Genomic DNA, 12,929 nt, shown 5'->3' with positions numbered 1-12,929 from the left:
GCTTACCACCGCTTCGACACGGACAGGCTCAGGAAGCGGCCGATCGGCGAATAGTTCGTCGAGTCGTAAGGCGCCACGTACAGCGGCGCCGAAACCGTGTAGAACGGCGGGTCCCGGTCGAACGCGTTATCGACGGACAGGGCGAACTCCATGCCCGACCACGCATTCCCGCGCGGCCCGGTGGCATAGCGCAGCGCCAGATCCAGGCTGGTGAAGGACGTCGACTCCACTCCATCCAGGCGATTGGTCACTGCGCCGTGGTGGTTGCCGAACGCCGATGCCGTCAGCCCGCCCCGCTTCCACACCCCACCCAGCCGCGCACGGACCTTCGGCGGGTTGAACAGCGTCCCCGCGAGGTCGAACGGCTCCAGGGCCGGCAGGGTCTGCTGCGTGCTTTCCAGCCAGCTCACCGAACCACGCAAGGTCAGCGTTCCCTCCGCCAGCCCGGCCCGGTAGGAACCCGACAGATCCACGCCCCGGATTTCCTGGCGGGCCACGTTGACGTACTGCAGGTAGATGATCGCCGCCACCTTGTCCGGGGCGTACGGAACGCCGATCACGCTCTGGAAGTTCCGGGCCCGCGCAATGGCCGCCGCCAGTTCTTCGGCCGTGGGCGTCAGGTCGATGAAGGGCGCATAGATCGGGTTGCTCAGTGCCTGCGTCGGATTGGCGACCGGCTGGATCACCCGGTTGCGATAGTCGACGCTGAACCAGGTCAGTTCCGCCTCCAGGCCTTCCAGCGACTCCGGGTGCCAGGCCAACGACACCGAGCGGGTGTTCGCGCGTTCCGGCTCCAGGTCCTGATTGCCGCCAGCCAGCGCCAGCACCGTCGCATCGGCCGGGTAGCCGGCCCCGCCGAAGCTGCTCGGGAAATACAGCCAGGCGTCGGTCGAGTAGTGGCGCTCGAACAGCGTCGGCGCCTTGAACGACCTGCCCCAGGACCCCTTCAGCGTGAAGTCGGCATTCGGGCCGTAGATCAGGCCAAGCTTCGGCGTGTTGACGCCGCCGAAGCTGCTGTAGTCCTCCCTGCGCAACGCCGCGGTGAACGACAGGCGCTCCACCCCGCGGATGCCCTGTCCCGCTCCGACCAGCGGCACGTCGACCTCGGCGTAGCCAAAGCGGGCGCTCTCGCGGCCGTCGATGGTGTCGACTCCGGTCGCATGGTTCGTGTTGATGAATTCGTTGCGCCGGTAGCCGATGCCGGCAGCAAGGCGTGCGTCCCCCGCTGGCAGGGCGAACAGCGGTCCCTCGACACCCAGTTCCCAGGTCAGGCTCTCGTTGCAGTAGCAGACGTCGCTGACGATCTGCATCCCGGTCGCGGTGATGGTCTCCAGGCGGTACTGGTTATGCCGGTCGCGGCCGATGGCTCCGCCGAGCGACAGCGCCCAGCCGTTCGGCAGCCAGACCTCCACTTCCGGCGAGACGAAGGTCATCGTGGTGTCCGGCGTCAGCAGGCTGTTGCGCCCGGCCCAGTTGTACAGGTGCCGCTGGTCGCGCTCGGTGCGAAACGCATCCAGGCGCAGCTCCACGGCACTACCCAGCGCCTGGTGGACGCTCAGCAGTCCACTGCGCACGTCGCTGCCCGGATAGAGCGTGGACGGATCCACAAGCTGCTCGGTATAGGACCTCTGGTCGCTGAAGATCGGGTCGACAGAAACATCCTTGAAGGTGGCGATCAACCCGCCGCTGCTCCAGGTCGTGCCCGCGGTGAGGTGGTACTCGCGACTGGCCAGCCCGCCCTGCGTGGCCTTGCCGAAGCGCGCGCCGGCGCCCACGCCCTGGTACTCCCGCTTGAGCACCACGTTGCCCACACCGCCCACCGCATCGGAGCCGTAAATGGCCGACGCGCCGTCGGCCACGATCTCGATGCGCTCAACCGCCTCCACCGGGATGGCGCTGATGTCCACCGACTGGGTGAAGCCGCCGTAGGCCATGCGGCGCCCGTTGAGCAGGGTCAGCGTGGCATCCGCACCGAGCCCGCGCAGGTTCAGGCCCGAACCGCCGGTGATGTTCTGGTTGGCGTTGCCCGCGCCCGCCAGGTTGCCGCTGATCACGCCGGGGTTCTGGCCGCCGGAGAAGTTCTGCGGAATGCTGCGGATGACGTCGCCGAGGTCGCTGAAATCTTCTTCGCGGATCTGTTCGGAATCGATCGCGAGGACCGGCGACGGAACCGAGCCGCCCCGGATGCGGGTGCCGGTGACCTGGATGGTTTCGAGTTCGACCGCCGGCGCGCCGGACTCGGCCGTGTCCGCAGGCGGGCTCTCCGGGACCTCGCCTTCCGACGGTGCGGTCTGCGCCGCTGCGCCGTGCATCGGCAGCAGGGATGCGAGCGCGGCGGCAAGGACACTGCGCACCAGGGGCGGTCCGGGGCGGCTCCGCCGCCGTCCCGCGGGCTCTTCCATGATCTCTCCGCGGGCCGACGGGCCCACGACGAGTTCCCTTTCATTCGACATGCGATTTCTCCGGTTGTCGGCGGCGGTTCCGCGCCGGCCTGCGGCGGGGCACTCGTTCGCGAACCGGGAATCCGCGCAGGCACGGGCCCGCGGCCAGCTGTGGCCGGATCGTCAGTTCACGAGGGCACCGGTGACGCCACCGGCATCCGAGCTCCCCTTGCCGTTCGCACCCGTTCCACTGCGGGAAAGGGCGGATAACGGCCGGTCAATCGCTACGTTCACCGTAGCTCCGGACACGCTACGTTTGCCGTAGCAGGGTGGTCAAGCGTCCGGCGTCGAGCACGCAAGTCGGGCACACCGCCAGGCCGATCGTCGGACTGACACTGCCCGCGTGGTGCTCCGCTTCGACATCGTCCCGCAGCATCAGCTGACGACCTTCCCCGTGAGCAGGCGGAAAATCCCGACCAAGTCCCAAGGGCGCCTTGGCCGCTTCGGCGATCGCATCGACCTTGGGCTGTTGAAGTTTCTTGCTACTCGAGCACGCTACGCGTCCGCGGATCGACCGGCAGCTCCGGCGTCGAGTCCCGCAGGATCTCCATCGCTTCCGCGTTGCGCCGCTGCCGCTCCTCGATTTCCTGCTGCGTCGGCACGTGGATCACGGAGCGCGGGGGCGACTGGATGGGGATTTCGTGCGTCGGCTCAACGGCGATCGTTGCCGGGGGTTGGGCCACACGGGTCTGGACAGCCGGCGGTCGCGGCGACCCGATGTTCCGGATGGCGCGCTGGAGCGCCGAGCCCATGAAGTAGAGCAGCGCGAGCGCCAGAGCGAACTTGATCAGGATCGCGACGAGTCCGGACCACACGCCGGCGGCAACAATCGACCTGGCGCGTCGCCTTCCGCCGCCACGGATCCGGTCCTCGGCCGCCGACACCAGCCGCTCCGCTGCCCAGGAACCGAAGGAGCCGGCCGCTCCTTCCCAGCGGTTACCCCACCGGCCCTTCCCTTTGCTATCGCCGCCGAGCTGGCTGAACCGCGCTCCCAGCATCCTGCGCAGATCATCACCATCCACCAGCTGCACATGGCCGTGCCTCGTGGCCGCCTCGATGGCCGCGCGCGTGAACTCGCCGCTTGTCACCAGGATCGCGCCGGTCGCCTGCTCGTTCACCATGATGCCGAGCAGCTGGTGCACGTCATTGTGCGGGACCTGGTAGGCATTCCAGTGCTTGCACTGGACGAGGATGGTCTCGCCGTCACGCCGGAGCCGGAGATCGACTCCGCCGTCGAACCGGGCAGCCCGGCCGCCGGTGCCGCAGTGCTCCACGGCATAGCCTTCGCCGCGGTAGTGATCCGCCAGCAGCTGTTCGACCCGTGCCCAGCCCTCCCCGGCCAGTGCATCGTCCCGCCGTTCCTTGACGCGTTTCAGTCGCATTGCCGGCATCCCCGCTTTCTTGCCCCCTTAGCAGATGGTGTGCCACCGGCGGCCTTCGGCGCAGGCCCCGCCGGCAGACCGTAGCGCCCTTGTAGTAAATAAATGTCGATTAGTGCGGATGTTTTGCAAATTTTTGCAGTTTAATGACCGTCTCGTGCTGTCTGAGATACCGGTGACCGTGGCGTGCGTGCGCGGAGCTCGCGACGCGATGGCCGATCAGAGCTGCGCGAACCCTCAGAACCGGGCTTCCGCTCCGAGCATCAGCGTATCGGCGCGGCCGGCGTCGTAGTACAGGTCGCCCTCGTACCAGTACAGCTCGTTGAAGTACACGTAATTGGTGTACACCAGGCTCATGTTGAAATTGCGGCTGAAGTCCATCCCCAGGCCAACGCCGACATATCCGCCATCGGCGCTGCCGGCATATTCCTCGTCGGCACTGAAGTAGCCCGTACGGACCAGCGCGTACACCGGACTCGTGGCGCCAAAGTTGAAGCGACCGTTGAAGCCGATGCTGGCGTACTCGACCTTCGAGTATTCCCATCCGTCGTCCGTGGTGGCGTCGAGCCGGCCCGCAGCCACTTCGATGCCGAGCAGGCTCACCGCGCCCGCCTGCCAGCGGTAGCCAGCGCTGATGGCCAGCGCGGTCTGGTCCACGTCGTCGTATACCCAGCCGCGGCCACCCTGGATACCCAGGAAGAGCCCGCCCCGCTCCGTGTCCTGCCAGGAGGGAACGGCGGTGTATTGCGCATGGGAAGCGGATGACGGCTGCCCGTGCTGCGGTGCGACGGGAGCCTGTGCGCCAGGCGTGGCCTGGCCGGCAACTGGTGCGTCCGGCGCGTCCGGCGCGGGCGGCGGCGGGATGCGCTTCGCCGGATCCATCTCGCGGGCCGGCGGAGGCGGCGCCTGGATCGGCTTGGTCTGTGCGTGGACGGCGCCCGAGGCGAGCACGCCGGCAGAGATCACGACCGCGGCAGCAGTCACGGCAAGGATGTTCTTCATGATGTCCCCTGTGGTCTTGCGCTGGCGGCGCTTGGGGCGCCTCCCCCGCTCCATGGCGGTGGCGCGAGACTACGTGACCCCAGTCTCAAAATCCAAGACTCCGGGCCGCCGGTTAGCCGACCAACGCCGCGTCGGGGCAAGCGGCGCCGCGAATGGCGAGGTTGCCCCCTGCCGGACCGGCACCTCCCGGGCTCAGTGGAACGCCGCCATGCGGAGCGGGGTCACGGCGTAGATCGCGAGCCGTTCCTCCACCCCGTCCTGCTTGTCGGGAGCCTCTCGCAACCGCTGCGTCTCCACCTGATCGAGGATGTCCCGCATGGCGAGCGCGTGCATGTGGAGCGCCTCGCCGATCGCAGGGAGCGTTCCTTCGGCCAGATCGGTCGCCTGCGTCGTGGCCAACAGGTCGCCGTGGGCCGCGAGCATCCGGAGCAGCTGGTCCAGCGCATCCATCTGCCTGACAGCGATCCCGTAGGCATACGCATCTTCCGCGCCGCCGCCGGGCTGATGGTTCATCCCTTCTTCCGCCGGACCCGCATGGCTGCTGTCAAGATCGCCCTTGTTCCGCCGAGTCGTCATCGCCTGTTCCTCCATGAAGCGGCCGCCCGCCGGGATGGCGGACGGGAAGTCGGGAGGTTCGAAACCGCACAGAGCCGGCGGGCGTATTCCCCTTGCGGGTGTTGTATTAGCCGCCCTCCCGACGCAGGTCGCGTCGGCTGCGCCTGCAAGTCACGCAGGCACGAAAAACCCACCAGGTTGTCGGAAGTGGGTACCGCTCTGTGAGGAGTTTCGACGCTCCTTGTATCGGAGTCTGTAACGGCAAGATGTTCGGGGTCAACGCGATTCCCAGCTAAAAGGCGCAATTGGGCGACATCTGCACATCCCATTTGCCTGCAGCTGCGCGCATTCGCGCCAGAAGCTCATCGAGGGAGCCCCAGACCTTCAGGCCGTCGTCCCCTTCAACGAGGGGACGCAGGCCTGATCCGCATCTTCGAGCAGCTCAAACGCGACCACGGCCTGCCGCAGGTCCTGCGCACCGACAACGGCCCGGAGTTCCTGGGTGAGGCCTTCGTGCAGTGGGCCAAGCTCAACGGCATGGCAATCCGATACATCCAGCCGGGCAAGCCAGGCCGCGTACTGGTGGATGCTCGAGTACAACGAGGAGCGTCCCCATGACTCGCTCGGCGACATGACGCCGGCGAGTACCGTCAAACCGCCGGAAATTCAACTTTTGAAATGTCTGCTTGACGGGGAAGCTTACGCAGCCCCCGCACCATGCCACCCTCATTACGAAGGGTGAACCAGCCCGCAGCGGCAAGCAGTTGCTGCGGCTAAGCTTGCCCTGGTCAAGGGGATCTTGGATATGAAACGTCAACCGAGCCGCGCCAGGACCAGCGCCCAGGCTGTTAGAGGGGAGGCCTCAGCATGAAGTGGCACATGTTCATCAGTCATGCCGTGTTTCTGAGCTCACTCTTTGTGACCGCTCTCATCATCCTTCTGTTCAAGGTCCTCCGCGCTGTCCGCCAGCGGCGTTCGCCGCTCCACGGGAAGCAGATCGGACACGTTCCTGGCCAGCAGCTCCTCGACAGAATTGACCACGCGGATCGCGAAGCCACATTCGGCTACGACGTCATGATAATGGCGCTGCCGATGCTCTTTCTGGTCTGGGCATCGATGCGCATTGAATGGCAGGCAGTCACGTTCGGCGCGGCCGAGGCCGCCTTCTTCGCCGGATGGCTCCTGATATTCGCCTACGGATTCTGGCAGTACAGACGCCACGCCTTACGCAAGGAGAAGGCCCGGGACGGCCTGCTTGCCGAGCGCGTGACTGGGATGCAGCTCAACCGCCTCGTCGCCAATGGCTGCCTCGTGCTGCACGACCTCCCGTGCGGGGACTTCAATATCGACCACGTGGTAATCGCGCCGCGTGGCGTCTACGCGATTGAAACCAAGTCGTTCCGGAAACCGAAATCTGGTTCGGCGGCCGATCCCCACAAGGTCCAGTTCGACGGCGCGACGCTGAAGTTCAGTGATTTCACGACGAAGGCGCCGATCGAGCAAGCACGGCGGCAGGCAAAATTCCTGGCTTCGCTCATCAGGGAAAGTCTTGGGGATTCGATTCCCGTCACACCAGCGGTGTCGCTCCCGGGCTGGTTTATCGAGAAGACCGCTGACGCAAAATCCGCAGACGTTTTTGTTTTCACGCCAATGGGCCGGGCGTACGAATGGTTCTCCTACGGGGAGGAGGTACTGCAACCTGGGGTTCGCACGCTCATCGCCAAGGCACTTGCCTTGCGATATCCCACAGTGGACTAGCGACGACGCTTACGGATCGCAGTTCGGAGACAGCGTGACGTCCCACTTGCGCGCCGCTGTCTGCATTCGTTTCACCATCGACTCCAGTGAGCCCCACACGTCGAGGGTCAAGTCCTCTTCCTTGGCCCGCCGCAGCCCTCGGAAATCGTGAAAGGCGTGGTCGAGGTCTGAGGGGCCTTCGCCCACTGACTCCCAGTGTCCCTCGCACAAAGTCGGGACGCCGATCTGCTCGGCCACGAATTGGTCTGACCATTCCAGGCAGGCCCTGATCGCGGCTTCGGCATTAGCGTCGCGCCCCGAGAGCAACAACCGCCCCACGGTTTTGAAGTTGCCCGCGTCGCGATACATGTACTCAAACACGGTGAACTGCCCTTCCATGAAGACCTCCTCCCAGGTTCTGCCGGCGGAAGGAGGTTAAGAACCGTGGGTCTCACAACCTGCGAGGGGACTCGAAGATTCTCGTTCCGAACCTGCTAGCCTGGCGACCCTATGTCGGGACTGAATCGCGGACTCTACGAACAACTGGTCACCGAAGGGCTCGAAGAGGCCCTGTCGGCGCTGGACCCGAAGCATCGAGCCCAGCGTGCCGGTCTCCATCCAGAGGAGGCCGCCGATCGCATCGCCTTCCACCTGGCCGCCCTCGTCCGCCGCAGCGTAGCCGCGCTCGATGCCCGCCAGCGCACGGAAGTCGGCGCCCGGCTCGCGCGTGAGGTGACTCGGCTGCTGGCGGCCGAGAGCAAGGGCGTCGATGCCACCGATGCCCTCTCCACCGCCGGGGACGTCCTCCGCGCCATCGCCGCCCTCCGCCCCGACGGCCAGCCCGAGGACGTTCCGCTTCCGGCCACGCCGCTCCTCGACACCACCCTGCTGACGAATGCACCGGGCGAGCCGCGTATCGGTTTCCAGCTCAACTCGGAAGTCGCGTCGGCCGACCGCATCGACGTCCTGATGGCCTTCGTGCGCCAGACGGGCATCCGGCCGATGCTCGACCTGCTGCGCCGGCACGTCGACGGCGGCCGGCCGCTGCGTCTCCTGACCACCACGTACACCAACTCCACCGAGCTCGCCGCGCTCGAAGCGCTGCGCGACCTTGGCGCCCAGATCCGGGTGTCTTACGACACCTCCAGCACCCGGCTCCATGCCAAGGCCTGGCTGTTCCACCGCCACACCGGGTTTTCCACCGCGTACATCGGCTCGTCCAACCTGACCTACTCGGCCCAGGTCACCGGCCTGGAGTGGAACGTCCGGGTGTCAGGCGCCCGCAACCCGGACGTCATCGACAAGTTCTCTGCGGTCTTCGAGAGCTATTGGCAAAACGACGATTTCCGCGACTTTGATTCGGAGGAATTCCGCGATCTCACCCAGACGCGAGCAGAAGGCCCCCGGGTCTACCTGAGCCCCGTCGAGATCCGCCCCGAGCCGTTCCAGTCGCGCCTGCTGGAGCTGATTGAGCTCTCCCGACTGCAGGGCCACCACCGCAACCTGCTGGTCTCGGCCACCGGAACCGGCAAGACGGTCATGGCCGCCCTGGACTACCAGCGGCTGCGCAAACGCCTGCCGCGCTCACGGCTGCTGTTCGTTGCCCACCGCAAGGAGATCCTCGACCAGAGCCTGGCCACCTTCAGGCATGCGCTCCGGGATGCGGCCTTTGGCGAGTTATGGGTGGGCGGCGACCGCCCTGCCCGCTTCGAACATGTCTTTGCGTCGATCCAGAGCCTCAGCGCCCGCGGACTCGACAACCTGCCGGCCGATCACTTCGATGTCGTGATCATCGACGAGTTCCACCACGCGGCGGCGCCCACCTACAAGGCACTCCTGGACCACCTGCTGCCGCGAGAGCTCCTCGGCCTGACCGCAACGCCCGAGCGCGGCGACGACGAACCTATCCTGCAATGGTTTGGCGGCCGGATTGCCGCGGAGCTGCGGCTCTGGGATGCGATCGACCAGCACCGCCTGGTGCCGTTTGCCTATTACGGGATCGCCGATGGCGCCGACTATCGAAACGTCAGCTGGCGCCGAGGGCGCGGCTACGATCCACAGGAGCTCAGCGAGCTCGTCACCGGCGACCACGTGCTGGCGCGGCGGATCATCGCCAACGCGCTGCAGACGGTCCCCAATCCGGAGACCATGCGCGCCCTCGGCTTTTGCGTCTCCGTGGCGCATGCCAGGTTCATGGCGGAGCAGTTCAATGCCGCCAACCTCCCCGCCGTGGCCGTTTGGGCCGACTCCCCGCGCGAAGAGCGGCGGCAGGCGCTGCAGGCACTGGCCGCCGGGGAGATCCGTATCGTCTTCTCGGTGGACCTCTTCAACGAGGGCGTCGACGTTCCTTCGGTCGACACCTTGCTACTACTGAGGCCGACCGACAGTCCCACCGTATTCCTGCAGCAGCTGGGGCGCGGGCTGCGGCGCGAGCCCGGCAAGAACGTCTGCACCGTGCTGGACTTTGTCGGCCAGCACCGCAAAGAGTTCCGGATGCACCGCCGTTACGCCGCCCTGCTTGGCGGGAGCCGGAAACAGATCGAGCGCACCATTGAGGACGGCTTCCCGTACTTGCCGAGCGGCTGCCATATGCAGCTCGACGCCGTGGCCTCGCAGCACGTGCTGGAGAACATCCGCCAGAGCCTCCCGAACACCTGGCCGGGCCGGGCGCAGGAACTGCGGCGCGTCGCCGAGGCTGACCCGACGGTCACGCTGAAGAACTTCCTCAACCAGACCGGCATCGAGCTGGAGGACGTTTACGCCAACAACAGGAGCTGGTCCGATCTTCTCGAAGCCGGTGGCGTGGCCACGCTTCCTGCCGGACCACATGAAGCACTGCTGCGCCGGGCGCTCGGGCGCCTGCTTCATGTCGACGACGCTCTGCGCATCGAACACTACCGGACCTTCTCCGAAGCCCCGGCGGCCCTTGACGTTTCCGCACTGGACATTCGGACGCGTCGACTGTTCCACATGCTCGCAACCGTCCTCACCGAGACCGTGCTGAAAGGTGACGAGACGCTACAGGAAGCCGCCGACCTCATCTGGGCACATCCGCAAGTCCTGGCCGAGCTGTGCCAGCTGCTGGATGTGTTGGCTGACCGGGTCGACCATGTGCAGCTACCTCTTTCGACGCACCCTGACGTTCCCCTCTGCGTCCACGCCAGGTACACCCGCCGAGAAACGCTGGCCGCATTCGCGAGCGGAGATGACCTCAAGGTGCCCGAGTGGCGGGAAGGCGTGCGCTGGCTTCCCGAGGCGCGCGTCGATTTATTGGCGTTTACTTTGGACAAGACCAGCGGCCGCTTTTCGCCTACGACTCGCTATCGCGACTATGCGATCAGCCCCACGCTCCTTCATTGGGAAAGCCAGTCTGGAGCTCGTGAAACGAGCGAGACAGGACAGCGCTATCAGACCCACGAGGCCAATGGCAGCGTGGTGCTGCCTTTTGCCCGACTGACGACCGACGATCGGGCTTTCTGGCTGCTGGGGACGGCCACCTACGTGAGCCACGAGGGCGAGCGACCAATGGCCATCACCTGGCGTCTTTCGAACGAGCTTCCCGGTGATCTATTTGCCAGCTTCGGCGCAGCGATCCCTTGAATTGCGGCGGGAATCGACGCGACATACAACGCATTGCACCCCAGCTGCTCGGTGAACGGTCGCTTTGGGCCATTGGTGCCTAATAGAAAGCCCCTGCAATCACGCCCCACCATCGTCATCAGCGACCTCGCGCCCCTCATGCCCGCGACCTCACGCCGGCCGAGTCTCGTCAAGCCGCCGAAGGCTCTATCGTTAAGATGCCTGTTTGACCGGGCAGCTTACGCTAAAGCAGAACTAGCGCTCTAGACGAAGCGTGAAGAGCCGCAAGTTCGTCCGACCACATACCGCTGCTCTGCATCCTGCCCACTAGGTCCTCGTAGTCGTCGTCGTCATGCAGAACCGTTGCGGCTGTCGCCGCGTACTCTGACGGTGGCTGACATTCAAGCAAAAGAGCCTCTAGGCAACCGACTAGAATATTCTTGCTGCGCGTACTTCCCGACGTTCGCCATTGTTCATACCGATCGCTGGCGACGGCAATCGCAGCGATCACTGCCTCGCCAACTTCAAATCTTCTCAAGACAATTCTTGCAGAGTTGTTTAGATCTACAACGCCAATAGTGCTGCGACCTAGAGGAGACCGTGGTCGAAAACGAAACGCCTTCAAATAAAGGTGCGCACTGGGATCCTCTACATAAGGGTTGACGATCGGCTCGGCGCGCACGTCATGAGTACCTTTCGCACCGTTACATCGCTTGCAGGACGGCAAGAGGTTCTCCCACCTCACCACGTTCTCCGGATACGTGTCCTTATCCTCGAAGTGCTCGACCTCCATATACTTACTTTCTTCGTCTAACCGCGACTCACAGTACGCACATTTCGAGTTAGAGGAATCGAGTAGCTGTTTCTTAATGGCGTCATGATTCCATACCCTCGAACTCTTGGATTTGAACTCTTCGGTTAGCTCATCTACTCGCGCGGCTGTCAGGTAGGCCGGCGGAGGTAGGCGTCTTAGCTTGATCACGGCACACCGGCGACGGCGGAGAGCTGGAGCAAGAACATCTTTCTTAGGTGACTTTCGGGATGAAGCATCTCGTCTAGAACTTTGAAGGATTCTTCCGCGGCAACTCGATCTTCCGAGTCAATTGCTCTCTCAAAAGCCCGAGTGGCGGCTCGGTATTCCGATGTCCTCAGATCGCTCATTCCCATAACATCAACGAGCACCTCTTCAATAGTCCAACCCCTGAAGCCGAACGGCGAGTTCGGCAATGGTCGTTGCCGGACAACGCCCTGCTCCCCTTCGATGGCAATAATTTGGTGACGCTGAGCGGCTTGAATAACGTGTGGGCTGTGTGTACTGCAGATAAACTGCGCCTTTGGAAACTTGTGCGACAACACCGGCAAAACAGTGGCTTGCCACTCCGGATGAAGGTGTAACTCCACCTCATCAATTAGCACAACACCGTCGAACTCGCCGGCCACTATGCCCGGGCTTGGAAAGCGAAACTCAAGCTCCTTGATGATCCCAAATATTATCGACAAGCAGGATTTGAATCCCGATGACAGATACTCGTAGTAGATCTCGCCGCTGGGTGAGTTGACCAGTATTTCCAATGTTGAAGGGTCGACACGGCTGAACGTAAAATCCTTGCTTAGCGCGGAAAAGCTAGACCTCGCAAGCTCATAGTTGGCGAACTGGCTGTCACTTAGATTTGCGTGCTTCGAGAACAGGTAACGGTTGACAAACCAGTTCTTCACATCAGCCAGCGACACCCCCTGCCGCGCTTCCGCATATGTCTGCGGCAATTCCTTCTTGGTATCTTTCTCGATAGAGTTGAGCGGACGATAGTCGAGAGTTCTATTAACCTTCAGAGAGATTAATTTTGCGGAGAGCTGGTGCAATGCGTGTATCTGTGCATGCTGACTGGGCACGAACTCCTTGAACACAATGACAACAGTGTGATCTTGACTATCTACGCACACGGTAGCGTCAATTTTGCTCGACTCGCTCTTCGCATGGCGTTTGAGGATGGTTGTTTGTCCAGCGGAGAATGCGTGCGCGACCGACTCAAGGATTGTGGTCTTTCCGATCCCGTTGGGTCCACACAGAATGTTTATGTGGTCGTCGAATTCAAGCAGCAGTTCTTGAATTCCGCCTACACCACTTATTTCAATGCGCTTGACCCACATGGGCACACCCCCGATAAAGCGATTGAATCCCGTTAAAAAGGCGCAACTTCAGAGCTTTTTGCCAATCGTCGGCTGCGAAACTTCCTGA

9 protein-coding genes and 1 pseudogene are annotated in these 12,929 nt (G+C 63.8%); 3 read left to right on the top strand and 7 right to left on the bottom strand.

All coding sequences use genetic code 11. The annotated features are described in order from the left end of the window. Positions 1-2 precede the first annotated feature (2 nt). From FPZ22_RS12190 to FPZ22_RS13810, 4 genes are all read right to left on the bottom strand, one after another. Entirely contained in the window at positions 3-2,354 is a 2,352-nt protein-coding gene (locus FPZ22_RS12190; RefSeq protein ID WP_246120734.1) for a TonB-dependent receptor plug domain-containing protein, read from the bottom strand. Between the two features lie 569 nt (positions 2,355-2,923). Continuing rightward, positions 2,924-3,823: a restriction endonuclease gene (locus FPZ22_RS12185; protein ID WP_168198999.1), complete on the bottom strand. Its 900-nt coding sequence runs from the start codon at positions 3,821-3,823 to the stop codon at positions 2,924-2,926. A gap of 234 nt (positions 3,824-4,057) precedes the next feature. After that, a complete protein-coding gene (locus FPZ22_RS12180; RefSeq protein ID WP_144893334.1) occupies positions 4,058-4,822 on the bottom strand; it encodes a porin family protein in 765 nt (254 codons plus the stop codon). Between the two features lie 192 nt (positions 4,823-5,014). After that, positions 5,015-5,413 carry a hypothetical protein gene (locus FPZ22_RS13810; protein WP_210412670.1) on the bottom strand — a complete coding sequence of 133 codons (399 nt, stop codon included), beginning with the start codon at positions 5,411-5,413 and terminating at the stop codon, positions 5,015-5,017. 384 nt (positions 5,414-5,797) lie between these two features. Between FPZ22_RS13810 and FPZ22_RS12170 the strand changes: the two are divergent. Both FPZ22_RS12170 and FPZ22_RS12165 read left to right on the top strand, forming a co-directional pair. Further along, positions 5,798-6,067: pseudogene (locus FPZ22_RS12170) on the top strand (integrase core domain-containing protein); the annotation flags it as partial. Between the two features lie 177 nt (positions 6,068-6,244). Beyond that, positions 6,245-7,135 carry a nuclease-related domain-containing protein gene (locus FPZ22_RS12165; RefSeq protein WP_144893330.1) on the top strand — a complete coding sequence of 297 codons (891 nt, stop codon included), beginning with the start codon at positions 6,245-6,247 and terminating at the stop codon, positions 7,133-7,135. A gap of 9 nt (positions 7,136-7,144) precedes the next feature. Here the strand turns inward: FPZ22_RS12165 and FPZ22_RS12160 are convergent, their stop codons facing one another. Next, the gene (locus FPZ22_RS12160) at positions 7,145-7,513 is read right to left on the bottom strand and encodes a hypothetical protein (RefSeq protein ID WP_144893328.1); all 369 of its coding nucleotides are present in this window, start codon (positions 7,511-7,513) and stop codon (positions 7,145-7,147) included. A 111-nt stretch (positions 7,514-7,624) separates the two neighbouring features. Here FPZ22_RS12160 and FPZ22_RS12155 point away from each other — a divergent pair, with 111 nt between their 5' ends. Next, complete coding sequence (locus tag FPZ22_RS12155; protein WP_144893326.1) at positions 7,625-10,714, top strand: DUF3427 domain-containing protein; 3,090 nt, start codon at positions 7,625-7,627, stop codon at positions 10,712-10,714. A gap of 223 nt (positions 10,715-10,937) precedes the next feature. Here the strand turns inward: FPZ22_RS12155 and FPZ22_RS14450 are convergent, their stop codons facing one another. Then, positions 10,938-11,486 (bottom strand): hypothetical protein, encoded by a 549-nt coding sequence (locus FPZ22_RS14450; protein ID WP_425463005.1) that lies wholly within the window; start codon positions 11,484-11,486, stop codon positions 10,938-10,940. 185 nt (positions 11,487-11,671) lie between these two features. Next, the gene (locus tag FPZ22_RS12145; RefSeq protein WP_144893322.1) at positions 11,672-12,841 is read right to left on the bottom strand and encodes an AAA family ATPase; all 1,170 of its coding nucleotides are present in this window, start codon (positions 12,839-12,841) and stop codon (positions 11,672-11,674) included. Positions 12,842-12,929: the final 88 nt, after the last annotated feature.

Origin of the sequence: Luteimonas granuli (genome assembly GCF_007795095.1) — a bacterium.
Lineage (GTDB): Bacteria > Pseudomonadota > Gammaproteobacteria > Xanthomonadales > Xanthomonadaceae > Luteimonas > Luteimonas granuli.
This window is presented reverse-complemented; position numbering and strand designations above follow the sequence as displayed.